Source organism: Roseimarinus sediminis, from assembly GCF_050433125.1.
Lineage (GTDB): Bacteria > Bacteroidota > Bacteroidia > Bacteroidales > Prolixibacteraceae > Roseimarinus > Roseimarinus sediminis.
The window spans coordinates 77,680-96,813 of sequence record NZ_JBNPXV010000004.1 but is presented as its reverse complement, the minus strand read 5'-3'; the positions used below and the strand labels follow the sequence as shown (position 1 = coordinate 96,813).

Annotated in this window: 11 protein-coding genes; 4 read left to right on the top strand and 7 right to left on the bottom strand. The window is 44.4% G+C overall.

Features of this window, described 5'->3' with window-relative positions:
• Nucleotides 1-19: 19 nt before the first annotated feature.
• From FHS86_RS06620 to FHS86_RS06600, 5 genes are read right to left on the bottom strand one after another with little or no spacing between them, the layout of a single operon-like run.
• Nucleotides 20-2,950 (bottom strand): FAD-binding and (Fe-S)-binding domain-containing protein, encoded by a 2,931-nt coding sequence (locus FHS86_RS06620; protein ID WP_429412190.1) that lies wholly within the window; start codon nt 2,948-2,950, stop codon nt 20-22.
• Nucleotides 2,951-2,952: 2 nt separating this feature from the next.
• Entirely contained in the window at nt 2,953-5,454 is a 2,502-nt protein-coding gene (locus FHS86_RS06615) for an endonuclease MutS2 (protein ID WP_429412189.1), read from the bottom strand.
• A gap of 48 nt (nt 5,455-5,502) precedes the next feature.
• Nucleotides 5,503-5,874: a response regulator gene (locus FHS86_RS06610; RefSeq protein ID WP_429412188.1), complete on the bottom strand. Its 372-nt coding sequence runs from the start codon at nt 5,872-5,874 to the stop codon at nt 5,503-5,505.
• An 11-nt stretch (nt 5,875-5,885) separates the two neighbouring features.
• Entirely contained in the window at nt 5,886-8,180 is a 2,295-nt protein-coding gene (locus tag FHS86_RS06605; protein ID WP_429412187.1) for a PAS domain-containing protein, read from the bottom strand.
• A 52-nt stretch (nt 8,181-8,232) separates the two neighbouring features.
• A complete protein-coding gene (locus tag FHS86_RS06600; protein WP_429412186.1) occupies nt 8,233-9,939 on the bottom strand; it encodes an alanine/glycine:cation symporter family protein in 1,707 nt (568 codons plus the stop codon).
• A 156-nt stretch (nt 9,940-10,095) separates the two neighbouring features.
• Between FHS86_RS06600 and FHS86_RS06595 the strand changes: the two genes are divergently transcribed.
• The 3 genes from FHS86_RS06595 to FHS86_RS06585 all read left to right on the top strand — a co-directional run bounded on the left by FHS86_RS06595 (nt 10,096) and on the right by FHS86_RS06585 (nt 15,243).
• Complete coding sequence (locus FHS86_RS06595; protein ID WP_429412185.1) at nt 10,096-10,578, top strand: DUF456 domain-containing protein; 483 nt, start codon at nt 10,096-10,098, stop codon at nt 10,576-10,578.
• 107 nt (nt 10,579-10,685) lie between these two features.
• Entirely contained in the window at nt 10,686-13,223 is a 2,538-nt protein-coding gene (feoB, locus tag FHS86_RS06590) for a ferrous iron transport protein B (RefSeq protein ID WP_429412184.1), read from the top strand.
• 28 nt (nt 13,224-13,251) lie between these two features.
• Nucleotides 13,252-15,243 (top strand): peptidase U32 family protein, encoded by a 1,992-nt coding sequence (locus tag FHS86_RS06585; protein ID WP_429412183.1) that lies wholly within the window; start codon nt 13,252-13,254, stop codon nt 15,241-15,243.
• Nucleotides 15,244-15,253: 10 nt separating this feature from the next.
• Here FHS86_RS06585 and FHS86_RS06580 read toward each other — a convergent pair whose 3' ends face one another.
• Nucleotides 15,254-16,141 carry an alpha/beta hydrolase gene (locus tag FHS86_RS06580; protein ID WP_429412182.1) on the bottom strand — a complete coding sequence of 296 codons (888 nt, stop codon included), beginning with the start codon at nt 16,139-16,141 and terminating at the stop codon, nt 15,254-15,256.
• A gap of 127 nt (nt 16,142-16,268) precedes the next feature.
• Entirely contained in the window at nt 16,269-18,284 is a 2,016-nt protein-coding gene (gene ligA, locus FHS86_RS06575; protein ID WP_429412181.1) for an NAD-dependent DNA ligase LigA, read from the bottom strand.
• 108 nt (nt 18,285-18,392) lie between these two features.
• Between ligA and FHS86_RS06570 the strand changes: the two genes are divergently transcribed.
• Nucleotides 18,393-19,121 carry a transporter gene (locus tag FHS86_RS06570; protein WP_429412180.1) on the top strand — a complete coding sequence of 243 codons (729 nt, stop codon included), beginning with the start codon at nt 18,393-18,395 and terminating at the stop codon, nt 19,119-19,121.
• The last annotated feature ends 13 nt before the right edge of the window (nt 19,122-19,134 follow it).

Below are 19,134 nucleotides of genomic sequence, written 5' to 3'. Positions count from 1 at the left end.
GGCTTTCAGGCCTTAGCGATTATTTCAGTGCATGGTACAGGATTTCGACAGGGTGCAAAGCCTTACGACCTGTACCATGTTCTATTTGGTCGCGACAACTGGTACCTGGTGCTGCTATAATTACTTCCGGTGTACTTTTACGTACTTCAGGGAAAAGTACCAATTCTCCAATTTTCATCGAGATCTCATAGTGTTCGGCTTCGTAACCAAACGATCCGGCCATGCCACAACAGCCCGAAGGGATTTCGCTTACCTTATAATTGACAGGCAGTTGCAACATCCCCACTGAAGCAGCCGTAGTGGCCAGTGCCTTTTGATGACAATGGCCGTGTAACTTGATTTCACAAACATCCTGCGTAAACTGTTCACTGCTGATATGGCCCTTTTTAACTTCTCTCATGATGAATTCATCAAACATGAAACAGTTTTCGGCCAGTTGGCTTGCAGCAGCTTTCAGCTCACCCGAAAGCAGTTCGGGATATTCATCACGAAACGATAGAATGGCCGATGGTTCAATCCCAAGAAGGGGGCTTTCCTCGCTGATCATATCTTTCAGCAATTCTACATTTTTTCGTGCCAGGCTCCTCGCCTTCTTTACCAGTCCCTTTGAAAGAAAAGAACGCCCACTGTAGGTATGTTTTGGAATTACTACTTCGTATCCCAGTTTTTCAAGTAAAAGAATGGCTTTAATGCCAATTTCAGCATCCGTTACATTCAGAAATTCATCATTGAAAAGATACACTTTTCGGGTACGCCCACCATCCGACCGGTGATGTTTATTCCATTTTCGCAGTGAATGTGCCGACAAACGGGGTAAAGGTCGTTTCGTGGTGAAACGACTGAGCCGGCTTATCAACATCGCCATTGGCCGAAAAGAAAGAATTGCATTCGACAGTGGATTCAAACTGACGCCCATTTCCATCAACAAAGGAAACCAGGCAATCAGCCGCGATCTGAAAGGCAGCGGATTTCCATCGTAATGATTTTGCAGAAAATCGGCCTTCAACTTTGCCATATCGACTCCCGAGGGACATTCACTTTTGCAGGCTTTGCACGAAAGGCACAAATCGAGTGCATCCATTACTTCATGCTGATCGGCCCAGTGAAGCTCCGAAGGCCGGGTAATCAATTCGCGCAGAATATTGGCCCGGCCGCGGGTTGAATGCAATTCATCGCGGGTGACCATAAAACTGGGACACATCACTCCCCCGCTGAGTTCCGATTTACGGCAATCGGCACTTCCATTGCATTTTTCGATGGCACGCGCCATGCCCAGGGTCGTTTTATAATCGAAATAGTGATTCAGTTCAGGGGTTTCAGCACCTGGTTCATACCTCAGCCAGTCGTGCATCGGTGGTGTATCGGTAATTTTGCCGGGGTTGAAAATGTAATCGGGGTCCCAGCAGGCTTTTACTTCCTTCAACATTTGATACACCCTGGTTCCCAACATGAAAGGAATAAATTCACCCCGTAGTCGTCCGTCGCCATGTTCACCACTTAACGAACCCCGGTATTTTTTTACCAGCCGGGCCGTTTCAATGGCCATCTTGCGGAAAAGTACAACATCGTGCTGCTCCTTCAAATTGAGTACCGGTCGCAAATGCAACTCTCCGGTAGCAATATGAGCATGATAAACCGCTTTCAATTTCAGTTCATCGAGCAATTTTTTAAAATCCTTTAAGAATAGTGGAAGTTTTTTTACCGGCAGGGCGGTATCCTCTACCACTGAAACCGGTTTGGCATCGCCTGGCAGATTGGAAAGAACCCCCAGACCTGCTTTTCGCAGATTCCAAACCCGTGTGATGTCACTGCCCCAAATCAGCGGGAAATGGTATCCATAACCCTGTGACTTCATTGTCTTTTCAATGGAGGCTGCACGCGATATGATCTCTTCACGACTGTCGCTCCAAAGTTCGATGATCAGCAAAGCTTCCGGGTCGCCGGAAATAAAGAAACGGTTACGCTGTTGTCCGATGTTCTCACGGGTAAGATCCATGATGGTTTTATCCATCAGCTCGATGGCCGATGGCTGGTATTTTAAAGCAAGCAGGTTGGCCTGGAAGGCATCTTCGAGCCGGTCGAAGTGAACACACAGTACCGCTTTTTCTGCCGGAGGCACTTCTACCAGATTGAGTTTCATCGAAAGCGTAAAAGCCAGTGTTCCTTCCGAACCGGCTAGTAATTTAGCCAGGTTCAGCTTTTCTCCGTCCTCACGAAATGGTGCCGCAGCAGCAAGCAAATCGAGGGCATAACCGTTGTTGCGACGAGGTACCGAAGGATGAGGATACTGAGCAGCAATTTCGCTTCTGTTTTGCGCGTTTCCAAGTATTTCACCCAATTGCGTATAAATTCTGCCTTCAAGATCATCCTGCGCACATTTCTTCTCAAAACTATCCTTATCTAATTCACCAAAAGTTACTTTAGAACCATCGCTTAACAGGGTCTCCACTTCGATAATATGTTCCCGAACACTTCCATGTACCAGCGAATGAAGTCCGCAACTATTGTTTCCGAGCATCCCTCCCATGGTACACCTGTTGGCTGTCGAGGTCTCGGGTCCGAACATCAGTCCATAAGGTTTCAGATACTGATTCAATTCAGACAACACCACTCCCGGTTCCACGCTTACCCAACGCTCTTCGGCGTTGAACTCAAGAATCCGGTTCATGTATTTTGAAACATCAACAACGATTCCTTTTCCTACTACCTGACCTGCCAGCGAAGTACCGGCTCCGCGCGGAATGAGTGAAGTTTTGTGTGCACGTGCAAAGGAAAGCAGTTTTTTGATGTCGCTTTCATTACGTGGAAGTACAACGGCCTGAGGATATTCACGATAAGCCGAAGCATCGGTAGCATAAAGAATGCGGTAAAGCTGGTCAAAGCGGCACTCTCCTTCGAGTTCTCTGGCCAGTTTTTTCAAATGAGTATACAATGCTGTTTGTTCCGACATAACTAATCAAGTTCGACAATGGTGATACCTGCTCCGCCAAATTGCACATGTTCATCTCTGAATGACGATACAACAGGCTCCGATTTCAGATAATTTCGGATTACTTCCTTCAGTATGCCAAAGCCTTTTCCATGAAGGATACGCAGACGCGGGGCCCCCACCATAATGGCTTCGTCGATAAAAGCCTGAATATTAGCTAAGGCTTCATCGGCCCGCTGCCCGCGTACATCGATATCGGGTTTAAATTCAAGCTTTTTGCCCATCAGCTGATTGGTTCGCTGAAGCGAATCGGCTTTGGGTTGCATGCGCCTTTCTTTTTCTGCCTTCTTCACTTCATTGTTGCTGACTGGCTCTATCTGTTCAAGTACAACAGTAGACACAAGATTTCCCAGTGCCACTACCACTTTCTGACGGTCAATATCAATGATTTCACCCACATTGCCTGTTTCTTTCAGGCGTACCTTATCGCCAGGATGAAACTTTGGTTTAACCGCACTTTTCTTTGTCTGTGTTTGCTGCTGTTCTGCTTTTTTGGTCTTTTTTCCCCTTTTTTGCTCCCGCTGTTTCAATTGCTCAATTTTACGGGCAATGAACGCTTCGTCATCAGGATCAACTGTTTTGAGTTGTTCCTTTGTTTCACTGAGTTTTTTGCGTACTACTTTAGTACGTTCTTTTTCAGCCTGGCTTTCTTTGATTTCCCGAATGGTGTTTTCAACCATCCGGTTGGCATCGTCGATAATTTTCCGGGCTTCGTTTTTAGCTTCAGCGAGGATTTCCTTACGTAATTTTTGTGTGTTTTCCAGCTCATTCCGGTACTCATCGCTCAAGGTGTCGAGCGAACGCTCTACCTTGCGGATCCGGTTTCGCTTGCTTTCCCAGTATTGTTTATCGCGAACAATTTCGCGTAGGTTTTTGTCGTAGTCGATGTGTTCCTTTCCCAGCTTCTCGGTTGCCTCCTGAAGAATATCCTCCGAAAGACCAATTTTTCGGGCAATTTCAAAAGCAAACGAACTGCCGGGCTTTCCTACCTGCAATTGAAAAAGCGGTCGCATTTCGGTTGAATCGTACAACATCGCTGCATTAACAATGCCTTTGTTCGACGAGCCAAAATGTTTCAGGTTGGTGTAATGAGTTGTAATAATCCCGTAAGTGCCGAGCTGATTCATGCGGTTCAGCACGGCTTCGGCAATGGCGCCTCCCAGCATGGGTTCGGTACCGGTACCAAATTCATCGATCAGCACCAACGATTTATCATTGCAGTTGCGGGTAAAGAACTTCATGTTCATCAAATGCGATGAATAGGTACTTAAATCGTTATCGATTGATTGCTCATCGCCAATATCAATAAAAATCGACTGAAAGATCCCTACCCTCGAACCTTCGGAAATCGGAATCAATAAGCCACATTGCAGCATGTATTGAATGATTCCTACTGTTTTCAGACACACCGATTTTCCACCGGCATTGGGTCCTGAGATTAAAACAATCCGGTTGGGTTCGTCAAGACGCAGCTTCAGGGGAACCACTTCACGTTTTTCGCGCGCCAGGGCTTTCATCAGCAAAGGATGCCGTGCCTGGTGCCAATCGAAAAACGGTTCGTTTTTAATATCCGGTTTAACACAATCGAATTCACGTGCCAGCAAAGCTTTCGCCCTGATAAAATCGATCTTACCCATGAATACATAAAGTGCCATCAACTCATCAACATCGGGGCGTAAATCATTTGAAAATGCAAGCAGAATTTTAACAATCTCCCGCTTTTCGGCATTTTCCAATTCACGTATGCGGTTATTCATTTCGACAATGGCCGCCGGTTCCACAAAAACAGTTTTCCCGGTTGATGATTCATCCTGAATAATACCACTCAATTTGTTCTTGTTGGCCGCCACAACCGGAACCACCGGGCGTCCGTTTCGCATGGCAACCGTGGTATCTGCATCGATAATTCCATCGTTTTGAAGCTGACGGACAATTTGTTGCATTTTCTTGTGAATGCTTCCCTGTAGGGCAAAAATTTGTTTGCGTATTTGGTGCAATTCGGGTGACGCATTGTCCTTTATTTTTCCCTGCTTATCCAAAATTGCATCGATGGCTTTGATGGTAGCTCCAAACACCCGAACATCGGCAGTCAATGCTTTCAGATTCGGGAATTTTTCAGCATCTTCTCCATTGAAGAAATTCACAATGCCCCGCAGTGTTTCGAGCGAACGGCGCAGATTAAACAACTCGCTTGTTTCAAGGAAAGTACCTTCGATTCGTATTTTCTGCAGCGCTGTCCGGAGGTCAAAATAATGGCTGGTTGGAAAGGTATCGTGTTCTTTTATAATTACAAGAAATTCGCTCACCAGATCGCTTTGGTGATTAATGGCCTTGTAATCGTTCATAAAACGCAAATCAGTCACTTCCTCCTGTCCCATCGGGCTGAGACAATAGGCAGCAAGCAATTCACGAATCCGGTCAAATCCAATTTTTTCTTCAAAATTAACGGGATATATTGCCGTCATATTTAGTTTTCTTCAAAATAATGAGTAAAAAGATGGTAAAAACAACCATTAATCAATCACAGCCAGAATATCGGCTGCTGTAAAAGGCTTTACCAACAAATCATTCATTCCTGATCGTTTGCTCATTTCAACTTCTTCGGGCTGATTGTTTGCAGTTGTTGCAATGATGATTGCTGATTTCTCCAAATTCAGTTCCTTTTCAAAATGGCGAATTTTCTGTGTAGCCTCATAACCATTCATCACCGGCATTTGCACATCCATGAGTATTACATCGTATCGATTTTCCATATACTTTTCAAGTGCCTCCTGTCCGTTAGCAGCCACATCGGTTATGCTTGACAGCGGTTTTAGTATGAATTCAGCCACTTTCACATTGGCTCTATTATCGTCGGCAATCAGAAATCTATATTTTTTACTCATTTACAATCGGTTTATAAAAGGGTGTGCTCATTCACGCTGGCTTTATCAAAGCTGATATTAAAAGAAAAGCGGGCTCCTTTACCAGGTTCACTTTCAACTTCGATGTCGCCACCCATCATATTTACAAGTTTCTTACTGATTGACAGTCCTAAACCGGTACCTCCAAATTTCTTGGCGATGCTTCGGTCGGCTTGTCCGTAGGTATCAAAAATTTTATTTACCACTTCAGGGGCAATACCTATCCCAGTGTCACTAACACTAAAAAACAATTCGCTGTGTTTTGTGCTTTCACTAACACGTTTTACTTCGATGTGTACTTTTCCATTTTTGGTAAACTTAATGGCATTTCCTGCGATATTGATCAGTACCTGTTTACACCTGAAATCGTCACCAATTAGCTGATCAGGAACCTGCTTATCCACATTGGATGTAATCCTGTTCCCATTTGATTCAGCCGCCATGCCAAGCATGTCGATCACTTCATTGACAAGTCCCCTCACAGAGAATGGATGAGGATCCAGTTCAACATTTCCGGTTTCTATTTTTGAAAGGTCGAGTAGATCGTTGACCAGCTTTAGCAGGTTATGCCCTGAATTATAGATGATCTGAGCAAATTTATGCTGGTCTTTATTTAGATCGGACATCATCAGTACTTCGGCCATGTTAATTACACTGGTAAGCGGAGTGCGTATTTCATGACTCATCCCGGCCAGGTATTCACTTTTGGCTTTGCTGGCAACTTCAGCTTTCGACCAGGCCTCTTTCAACTGCATGATGTTTTTAACCTGCTTACTTACATCGTACGAAATACCAATGATTCCCTTGTATTTTTCGCCATGATGCGCCATGGGCATCTTGCTGGTCGACATCCACCTTTCACCTAAATGCTTAAAATGAAGCTGTTCCAGATGGTCAAGCTGAGGTATGCCTGATATAAAAATTTCTTCTTCCGATTTTTTAAATTGTGCAGCCAATTCAGGTGGATAAAAATCAAAATCGGTCTTACCAAGCACTTCGTCATGGTGTTTCAATCCCATTAACTCAACATAAGCTTTATTGACCCGGGTAAACTCCAAATTTGCATTTTTCAGAAAAATTGGAGCAGGAATGTGATCAATCAACAACTGTAACAGATCACGTTCATCAATGAGCTCCTGTTCTATTTTTATTTGTTCATCTACATTCCTTGAAATCCCGACAAGACCTATCACATTACCCTGTTGATTTTTAACAGGTGCCTTGATGGAATTCATCCAGCGGAAAGTACCATCGCTGGTACCAACATTCTCAAGCGCACTTTGTGGTGTTCCGTCGAACACAATTTGTTGTTCGGCTGCGAAGCTTTCACGGGCCATTTCATGGTTAAAAAAATCAAAATCGGTTTTTCCAACAGCTTCTTCTTCCGATTCAATTCCAATAAGATGGGCCTGGGCTTTATTAACTTTTATAAACCGGCTTTCGGCGTCTTTGAAGTAGATGGTGTCGGGAATATTATTCATCAGGGCATCGAGCAGCTGATCGTTGGTAAATTGCTGATCGTTTGCTTTTTCTTCATGCGACACCACAACATAATGACCAATCAGTCCGATAAGCACCCCCTCTTTCCTATGCGGATACTTGCTTATACGAAGCCATTTGCGACTTCCATCTTTAAAAGCAATTTCCTTTTCAAAACCTTCAATTTTATCGCCACCTGCCAAAATTCGATGGTCGTAGGCAGAAAACTCAATAGCGCTCTTCTCTTCCAACAGATCATCGTCGGTTTTGCCAATGATGTCGTCAACACTGTTTACCTGAAAATCGTCGGCAAAACTCCCGTTGCATCCTACATATTGTCCATTGCTATTTTTCCAGAAAACCCGCTGATGAATGCTGTTGAGTAATTGTTCTATTTCACTGACTGAAGTATTGACCAGCTTTCGGGGGAATATAGTTTCGGCGTGACCTTTTAATAGTTTTCGCGCCAGACTTAGCGCCCCGTACAGTTCTGCCTGATTAAAGCCTAGTGGTAAATAATGATCGGCTAATTTTTCGACATGCTGATTATGCATCAGCTCGTCGGCTTCGGAATAAACAAAAATAAGGAAGTTACAGGTTGAAAGCTGATGCAGTTCCTCGAAGAAATCGTTGACCAGCGCCATATCGATCAGAAAGACCATGTCGCGTCTGATGGTATTCGCCCCGTTGAAATAAAGCAAAGCATTCACTTGTTTCACATCAACTTCAGTAGCAATTTTAGCTATGGAAACCCGTAGTTTTTTGTAAAAATCGTCGTTGTCGAATAGCTGTGTAAGCCTGAACTTCATTTGCCTTAACTTTAGGGTGCAAAATTAGTATAAATTCATAAAAGAACGCTTGCTATTTTAGTTTCTTCTTTGGAAAACGCTGATCCCATTCCCCCCAAAATCCATCAATTTCATTTTTCATTTCACGACGCAAAATTAAAATTCCAAACAGGTTGGGAATGGTCATAAAGGCAATGGTAATTCCAGAGAAAATCCAAACGATGGTAGTATCGACAAAAGCCGCCAGAAAAAAGCCAATCACATAAATGACCCTGTAAATCATTACGTACTTTATTCCAAATAGATAAGTGACAGCTCTCCCTCCGTAATACGACCAGCTGATGGCGGTAGAGAAGGCAAAAAGCAATAAGCCAATGGTTACAATGTATCGTCCCCAATTTCCAAACCAGCTGCGGGCAAAAGCTTCGGTTGTCAGAGGCGCACTGTGTATCAACGACTTTCCCTCCATATAATAGCCCTGAGGCAATTTGCCATTGTTTACTTCGAGCATCCCTGTGAAAAGGCTTTGATCGCCATTGTAAACCTTTACATTTTCGGCAACTGAACGAGCATGAAAAACTGTAAGTCCCTCTTGAACAATATTTCCTTCGCTCACCTGCATCTGACCATTAAAATGCTCAATACCGGTTCCCTTCATCAGATAGTTTTTCAGGGTTTTAACATCGTCGGCGCTTTCATCGCTGTAATGGCCTTCAAATATTAAAAGATCGGTATCCTGAAAGCGATTATCCAGTTTTTCGGTCCACACCCCCGATGAAAGCAGGGTAAGTCCGGTTACGGTACAAATGATGATGGTATCGATAAATGGTTCAAGCAAGGCAACCATGCCTTCCGAAACCGGTTCGTGCGCCCTTGCTGCGGCATGTGCAATAGGAGCCGAACCCTGTCCAGCCTCGTTTGAGAACAGTCCGCGGTTAACCCCCCGGTTAAAGGCAAAGGCAAAACCGGCACCTAAAAACCCGCCGGTTGCTGCTGTTCCTGAAAAAACATCTTCAACAATGGCCAGCATCGATGGCCCGATATTTTCATAATTGAAGAAAATGACCGCAAATGCACCTACAAAGTAAACAACAGCCATCAGGGGCACCAGCCGTGCCGTTACTTTCGCAATGCGCTTGATTCCTCCAATAATTACAAAACCCAATAAAACAGAAAGCACAGCACCGGTTAAAATTTTATTGATACCGAAGGTGGCAAAAGCAGAATTTGAAATAGAATTGATCTGAGGTAAACTACCTGTTCCGAAAGAAGAAAAGATGGTAGCTACAGCAAACAAGGCTCCCATCCAGTAACCCGTTTTTATCAGCTTCCCCTTGCGGGTTTTAATATTCAGTCTGTGTTTCATATAAAACATGGGGCCGCCGGCGATGGTCCCATCTTCGGCTTTTTCGCGGTATTTATGCGAGAGGGTAACTTCAACAAATTTGGTAGTCATCCCCAGAAAAGCGGTGACCAGCATCCAGAAAAGTGCTGCCGGCCCGCCCAAATGAATGGCCAGTGCAACTCCGGCAATGTTGCCTGTACCTACAGTTCCCGACAAGGCAGTGGTTAAAGCCTGAAAATGGGAAGTGTCTCCCTGGTCTCCTTCCTTATCGAATTTTCCCCTGACTATTTTAAGGGCATGACCAAAATATCGGAACTGTGGAAAACGTAAATAAAGCGTGAAAAACAAACCGGTTCCCAATAGCAGAAATACAAACCACTGGGATCCACCGATCAAGGAGTCAAGTCGACTCAGCCATTCAGAAAACATTTGCATAAAATTGGTCATTAGATTTAGCGGAGCGACAAAATAGCAATATTTTACCAAAATTGATAAGCACTGGCGAAGCAATCACATACAGCGCCGATAATTTGCTCTCAAAAACTATATTCGCCTAAAAACTAAAACTTATATTTATAGCCAAAAAAAACGATGCTTGATATTGTACTTATTACTTTGGGAATCATTTTCCTTTTGATTGGTCTTGCCGGATGTATCTTACCTGTATTGCCGGGCCCTCCCATTTCTTACGTCGGGATTTTGCTATTGCATTTCACTGAAAAACACCAATTTTCATCACAATTTTTGATTGTATGGGCCATCATTGCCATAGTGGTTACGGTGCTTGATAATGTCATTCCCATTTGGGGGACCAAGAAATACGGAGGCAGCAAAAAGGCCATCTGGGGCAGCATGATCGGTCTGGTGCTGGGACTTTTTTTGTTTCCACCCTTTGGAATTATTATCGGTCCCTTTGCAGGTGCTGTTATTGGTGAACTGATGGATGGGAAAGAAGGAAATGCAGCACTGCGTTCGGGCTTTGGAGCCTTCGTGGGTTTTTTGGGAGGCACGCTGCTTAAATTGGTTACCGCAGGCATGATTACCTTTTATTTCTTCAAAGAATTGATTGGATAACTGCTAACTGAATTACGATTTCACTATTCACATTTTGTCAAAAACACTTGAAAAAGCATGATTTTTCATCTGCTTATTTATAAAAAGTCTTGATAAGTTTAGAGCAAGTGAAATCTTTGCTATTTTTGGCGCTTCAAATGGGGACTGAATTGTATACGCTAAGAGATATTGAAGCAGGAAAGAGTGTGATCGTTAAAAAAGTTAACGGACGCAGCAGTTTTCGCCGACGCATCTCCGAAATGGGTTTCGTGCGGGGAAAAGTAATACATGTCCTTAAAAATGCACCATTTCGCGATCCCATCGAGTATGAAATCATGGGCTATCATATCTCACTGCGACGGAGTGAGGCCGCATTAATCGAAGTGGTTCCGGCCGAAACGGTCGATGAGGTAAATGCCTCATACAATGGTACGCTTTCGTTTAATAAACAAATCAAAAAAGTACTGAATACGCCCAAAGAATTAAAGGTGGTTTTTGTGGGCAATCCCAACTCAGGTAAGACATCGATTTTCAATGCCATTTCGGGCCGAAATGAACATGTGGGAAATTATTCCGGTGTAACTGTCGACGCCAAAAAGGCAAAAATTAAAATGAATGGCTACCTTATTCATTTAACCGACTTGCCCGGCACCTATTCCCTTTCACCCAATTCGCCCGACGAGCTTTTTGTTCGTGATCATTTGCTGAAAGCTCATCCCGATGTGGTGATCAACGTGGTAGATTCAACAAATCTTGAACGCAACCTCTACCTTAGCACTCAGCTCATCGATATGGACATCCAGGTAATACTTGCATTGAACATGCAGGATGAGATGGAAAAAAAGGGAGATCGTTTTGACATTGATCAGTTTGCAAAAATTACCGGAATACCCGCCGTATGGACCATCGGGTCGAAACGCACCGGATGCGATCGCTTAATGGCCAAAACCATCGAAGTAGCCGAAAATAATGAACCGGTGCAACGACACATCCATATCAACTATGGCCCCGAACTCGAACAGTCAATCAACGTCATTCAGAAAGAAATATGGAAGGCAGCCAATTATGTTCGCGAATTCTCATCGCGCTACTTTGCATTGCGCCTGCTCGAAGACGATGAGCATACCAAAGAAAACATTCAATACCTCGAAAATGCCAATCAGGTAATTGCCACTGCAAAAAAAGAGATGCATCGCTTGGAGCATCTTATGAAAGAACATCCGCAAACCCTGATTACCAATGCCCGCTATGGCTTTATAAACGGTGCCCTTCAGGAAACATTGAAGATCAAAAAAACCCAGAAAAGTAAATCAACATCTCAAAGAATCGATCAGGTATTAACGGGAAAGTATACAGGATTCCCCATTTTTCTGCTGTTTTTATGGATAATGTTTCAGGGAACCTTTTCCCTTGGGCAGTTTCCGGCCGATTGGATCGATTCAGGAGTGAGCTGGCTGGCACAGCTATTTGGCAGCATCATGCAGGAAGGCCCTGCAAAAGATTTGATTGTTGATGGCATTTTTGGAGGGGTTGGTGGTGTTTTGGTTTTCCTTCCCAACATTGTGATTCTTTTCTTTTTTATTTCATTGATGGAAGATACCGGCTACATGTCGCGGGTAGCATTTATCATGGACAAGCTGATGCACCTGATTGGGCTGCACGGAAAATCATTCATTCCCTTAATAATGGGTTTTGGCTGCAATGTGCCGGCCATTATGTCGACCCGCACATTGGAAAACCGCAGTGACCGCCTTTTAACCATCCTGATTATTCCGTTTATGTCGTGCAGCGCACGCCTTCCGGTTTACATACTCATTGCCGGCGCTATTTTTCCCGACTCTGCCGGAACTGTAATTTTTCTGATTTACCTGGCCGGGATTCTGGTTTCGATATTAACCGCCTTGCTTTTAAAGAAAACCATGTTCCGGTCGAAAGAGGCTCCGTTTGTGATGGAACTCCCCCCATATCGTATTCCGACGTTGAAATCGACCCTACGCCACATGTGGACCAAGGCCAGAGAATACCTCAAAAAAATGGGAGGTGTGATTCTTTGGGCTTCCATCATCGTTTGGTTTCTAAGCTATTTTCCCAGAACCAACGAAAGCATTGAACAACAAAAGGAACAACTTTCGAAAATCAGCGTCCAACTGGCCCAGGTCGAAGAAGAAGTTCCTGTATCCTACCAGGAACAACAACTCGACAGTCTGATCCGCGTGCGCAATCAAATGGAGTTTGAAATCAGTCAGAACCAACAATACAATTCATACCTGGGACGTATGGGACGAACAATTGAACCGGTAATCCGCCCCATTGGCTTCGACTGGAAAATTGGCGTAAGCCTCTTGTCGGGTGTGATTGCTAAAGAAATAGTTATCAGCACCATGGGCGTCCTTTATTCTGGAGACCAGGGGCAATCGCTCAGCGAAGCCATACAGGATCAGCGTTTCGACAACGGAAAACTTGAGGGACAGAAAATCTTCACCCAGCCTACCACCCTGGCACTGCTGGTTTTTGTATTGATTTACATTCCCTGTATCGCTGTAATTGCTGCCATCCGAAAGGAAACAGGAAAGTGGAAATGGGCCCTTTTCAACGTTACTTATGCTACAAGCCTTGCCTGGATACTGGCCTTTATTGTTTCGAAAGTTGCCGGTCTGTTTTTCTGATTTAAAGCTTTGAACTACTTTTACACCGATGCAAAAGAAACAAACATCGAAGACGGAACTGCTGTTGCCGGTTGGCAATATCGAAGCTTTTTATGCGGCCCTCGAAGCAAAAGCCGATGCCATTTATCTGGGCCTTCGTTCTTTTAATGCGCGTTCACGTGCCAGTAATTTCTCGCCATGGCAGCTTGGCTCCATGATAAAAATTGCCCGAAAGAATAAAGTGAAGGTTTATATTACCCTGAACACCGTGATCAAAAATGGTGAAATCAATAAGCTGGCTGATACCTTGTTTGTTCTTTCGCAAATTAAACCCGATGCCATTATCATACAGGACTGGGGCGTGTATTATCTCGCCCGTCGCTTTTTCCCTTCACTCGAATTGCATGCCAGTACACAAATGGGCAATCATAACTCGGCGGGCGTAGCGCACGCAGCACAAATGGGCATTGAAAGAGTCGTACTGGCACGCGAACTTACCCGATCTGAACTGGAACAAATTGCCACAAAAAAACAATGCGAACTTGAGCTATTCATCCATGGCGCCCTTTGCTATTCTTTTTCGGGCATGTGCCTGTTTAGCAGTTTTCTGGGCGGAGCAGGTGCCAACCGCGGCCTTTGCACCCAACCTTGCCGCAGAATTTATACCCAGCACAAGGAAGAAAGTTATTTTTTCAGCTTAAAAGACAATCAACTGATCGATCAGCTGCCCTATATTCAGCAACTGGGCATCGATTCGTTAAAGGTGGAAGGCAGAATGAAACCGGCTGAATATGTTTTTCAGGTGGGAACAGCCTATCGGCAGGCCATGGATGATCCGAAAAAAAGGGAAACAGCCAAAGCCCTGCTAAACTATGATCTGGGACGCGAAAAAACAGAATATTTTCTGGGGAAAAAAGTAAACGAAGCCATCACACAATCGGCCAATACCGGGCTTTTATTAGGAACAGTAAGTTCGCTTGAAAACGAAACAGTCACTTTTGAAAGTGAATTGGAAATTAATCCTTCCTGCCGCTTAAGATTCCGTAACAGGACCGACGACCGGCAAACCGTTGTTAATGTAAGCCAGCTGGAGCGAAAGCAGAATCGCTACACCCTCACTACCTCCGAACGCTCTATTCAACCCGGCGATGAAGTGTATTTGGCCGGATTGAAATTGAAATTTCATGCGAAGGTCAAAACCGATGGAGTTAAGATTAACGATCGCTGCCCTCAAGGCAAACTAAATCAACTGCGGAATACCATTTTGCAGAAAAAAAGCAATCGTGACAAAATCACGGTCTACCTAAGGGTTGACAGCCCTGACTGGCTAAAGTTGCTGCGCCCGGAAGATTTTAATGAGCTTATACTGAATCTTTCGCGAAACGACTGGGAGAAGTTCAATCCCCGGCTTTCCTTTATTCAGAAAAACAAACAGCATCTGTGGATTGAATTGCCCAAATTCATTCCTGAAGGAACCACTTCTTTTTACAAAGAGCAATTGCAAAAGATGAAGAATTCGGGCATCAATAATTTTTCTATCAGTCATTTATCGCAGATAAACATTTTACCCAAAGGTGCACGCTTCATAAGTAACGAGAACATCTATCTGTTTAACGACGCAGCCATTCAACTGGTGAAGGAACAAGGCGCAACAGCCCATATTTTTCCTTTGGAAAACGACATCGTGAATCTGTCGAAAGGAAGCGACCGCGATGGGATCATTCCCGTGTATTTCTACCCTCACCTTTTTTATTCACGCATGCCGGTGAAAGCAGAAACAGAGGAATATTTTTCAGATAAAACCGGTGAGCGCTTCCGGAAAATTGTACGCGACGGCATTACCATGGTTGTACCTGAAAAGCCGGTTTCATTGCTACAATACAAAAGCAAGCTCGAACGCTATGGTTTCAGTCGTTATCTGATCGACCTGAGCACAATGCCTCCGACGCGAAACCTGCCTGGTCAGATTAAAAAGCACTTGCTGCAGGCCCAATCACTGCAGTCTGCATCGAATTTCAACTTTAAGAGAGAATTGAAATAGGCAAAGCGGCTTAAAACTGGTGAAAGCCTGCTCCTATAAATTGCAGTGCATCGGGCAGCCCGGTTCGCCAGTAAGTCCAGTTGTGGGCTCCGTCGCGCATACGAAATTCATGAGCAATTTCCATTTCATTCAAATGAATGTGCAAACGCGCATTATCGTTGGTTAAAAAGTCATCGTCACCACAATCGAGCATCAGTCGCAAGCCACGATAGGCATCTCTCCCTTTCGCTTGGGTAATATCGAAAGCATTGTTGTTTCGGTAATGTTCGCTAAGTCGTTCACGCCCCTCGCGATAAGGTCCGAAGATTTGTTTGTTAATGCGTTCCCAACCTTGTTCGTCGGTATTCATCATGCTTTCTTCCGAAAATATGGCTGCACTAAAAGCCACGGCAGCTGAAAACATTTCGGGATATTTCAGTGCGTAATTCAATGTTCCGTAGCCTCCCATCGACAAGCCGGCAATTGCTCGAAAACGTCGCTCTGAGCGTATGCGATAAGTACGCTCAATAGAAGGAATGAACTCCTGAATAAAAAAATCTTCATAACGAACAGAATTGTCAAAATTATTGATGTAGAAGGAAACGCCACCGTCGGGCATGGCAATAATCATGGGTGGAATCTCACGCTGAGCAATCAGTTCGTCGGCAATCAGATGCGCCTCACCAAACTGCATCCAGCCCATGTCGTTATCGGTGTATCCATGCAATAAATAGCAAACCGGATACTTACGGTTCGATGTTTCATAATCGAAGGGCAGATAAATGGTGTAATTAACCTGCTTTCCAAGGATCTTACTATCGATGGTCAGACTTTCCTTTACAGTTCCCCTACTAAATTGAGCTGTGGCACACAGGGAAGAAATGAGCAATGCGATACTGAGTAATAGTAGTTTTCTCATAATGGTATGGTTGGTTTTTTTTAGATGTTATTACTTATAGGGTTGTTGCTGGTTGCTGGCTTGTCCATGCTTCTGTTAAACTTTCCATTTTTTAACTTAATGACCAATGACTTTCTCAACCTCAGCCTCAGCCTATACCTGCAATCATCTCAATAAACTCATCCTCCGAAATAATGGGAATGCCCAGTTTTTCAGCCTTTTCAAGTTTAGCCGGTCCAATGTTAGCACCTGCCAGCAGGTAACTGGTTTTCTTCGAAATCGATCCAACATTTTTTCCTCCATGCTTTTCGATCATCTTTTTTAATTCATCGCGAGAATGCTTTTCAAAAGTTCCCGAAATGATGATGGATAAACCGGCCAGCTGATCACTTGTGCCTTCGAGTTCTTCATCAGAAAGTTCAAACTTTAAACCGATGGCACGCAAGTTATTTATTAAAAGTCGGTTTTCCTCTACCTTGAAGAAATTGAGTATACTTTCGGCAATGCGTCCGCCAATTTCGTTCACATCGATCAGTTGCTCGTAGCTTGCTGCCATTAATTTATCAATATTTTTGAATGCTCTCACCAGTATTTTGGCAACGGTTTCGCCAACATAGCGTATTCCCAGAGCAAACAATACCCTTTCGAAAGGTACTTTTTTTGATGCCTCAAGTCCGTCGATGATTCTTTGAGCCGACTTCTCTCCCAGCCTTTCGAGCTGTGCAATTTCGTTGGTATTCAACTGATACAGATCCGACAGCTTATGTATCATTCCCTTTGAATAAAACAATTCAACAGTCTCTTCGCCCATACCATCGATGTCCATTGCCCTGCGGCTGATAAAATGAATAATTTTCCCTTTGATTTGTGGCGGACAGGCTGCTTCGTTGGGACAATAATGCGCTGCTTCGCCCTCAATGCGTCTCAGTTCGGTACCACATTCAGGACAATGGCTAATGAATTGAACCTTTGTATTAAGCGGATGTCGGAGCTCACTTCGCACCCCCACGATTTTGGGAATAATTTCTCCCCCTTTTTCCACCAGTACTACATCGTTCAGGTGCAGATCGAGTTTTTCGATGATGTCGGCATTGTGCAACGAAGCCCTTTTGACGGTGGTTCCCGCCAGCAAAACAGCTTCAAGGTTGGCTACCGGAGTTACCGCTCCGGTACGTCCCACCTGATAGTCGACTGACAGCAAGGTAGTTTCAGCCTGCTCGGCCTTGAACTTATAAGCCACCGCCCATCGCGGCGATTTAGCGGTTGTACCCAGATCATTCTGAACCGCAATTGAATTGACTTTAATCACTACCCCGTCGGTAGCCACCGGCAATCTTGATCGCTCCTGATCCCAAAAATGAATAAAATCGAGCACTTCATCGATGTTGGCACATTTCTTTGTCTGTTCCGATATTTTAAATCCCCACGAAGCGGCCAGTTCAAGGTTTTTATAATGGCTTTCCGACAATTTAATTTCGCCGGGTACATAGTAAAAATATGCATCGAGCCGACGCCTGGCCACTACCGATGAATCCTGCATTTTGATGGTTCCCGAAGTACTGTTTCGCGGATTAGCCAGCGGTACTTCGCCATTGGCCTCCCGCTCCTCGTTAATCTGTCTGAAAACTTCGAAGGGCATCAACACTTCACCCCTGATTTCCAATTCATCGGGCCATCCTTCACCCCGCAGGTGCAGGGGAATACTCCGAATGGTTTTTACATTATTGGTCACGTCGTCGCCCTGCACCCCGTCGCCGCGGGTTACTGCATGTTTCAATACTCCCTTTTCATAAGTAAGGCTGATCGAAACCCCGTCGAACTTAAGTTCACATACGTATTCGGGCTCAAGATTGCTCTCCTTTCGAATGCGCCTGTCAAAATCACGCAACTCACCTTCGTTGTAGGTATTCGTTAGCGACAATACCGGATAGCGGTGTTTTACCTGCTGAAAAGCTTCGGTAAGGTCGCTCCCAACTCGTTTTGTAGGCGACATGGGATCGTCGAACTGAGGATAAGCCTTTTCCAGTGCTTCAAGCTGTTTCAGCAGTTGATCGAATTCAAAGTCACTGATTACAGGCTGTGCTTTAACGTAGTACAAATAATTGTGCTGATCGAGTTCAGCCCGAAGAGCTTTTATTTTTTTTTCAATATTGGCTAATTCCATTATTCTTTGTTTTCTATTCAACAAGTTTCCCAATTCGGGGTTCTTATTTCCGTTAAAAATAAAAGAAATTCTATTTTTAACACTTTAAAACCTAAAACAAAATTTGAAATGAGAAGCTACCTTATATTAACTCTTTTATTTTCCATCCTTCAATTGCAACTGAAAGCCCAAACTGCAGAATTAATTGGTGACCGGCCCGACATGACCGAATCGGCTTACACAATAGCCAAAGGACATCTTCAAATAGAAACCGGATTTGAACATACCGCCTACCACCAACGCTATGCCGAAACCAGCCTGAACAGCACACTCATCCGACTGGGAATCATCGATCAGGCCGAATTGCGCCTGGGCTTTGGTCTCGATGGGCGCACCAGTGTTTATGAAACCTATCTTCATTTGCCTTTTTATTTGGGAAGCAAGATACATGTGTTGTCGAAAGAAAGCAGCGGAGTAGAAATGGCAGTGCTGCTTTCGGCCAGCGGCGACTTTACCGACCAACAAATAAGCCTTGTTCCGGGTGTGATTGTAGCCCTCGAATTTGATCTTTCCGAACAAGTTGCTTTGGGAATGAATGCAGGAGCCGAATACGATGGGCAAAACCAGCTTTTATCGGGCATTCTCTCCGCGTCGGCAGGTTTTTCGCTTAATGAACGCACCGGTTTCTTCACCGAAGGCGTTTTGCTGCCGGCCCGCGAAGTGCGCGATGCCCGGTTAAATGCTGGAATTACCTATTTATTCACTCCGAAAATCCAGGCCGATTTTTATGGGGGTGTCGGGCTGCTTGAAGACAGTCCTGCCTTTGTTACAGGAGCAGGAATTATTTTGTTGTTTTAAAATCAGCATCTTC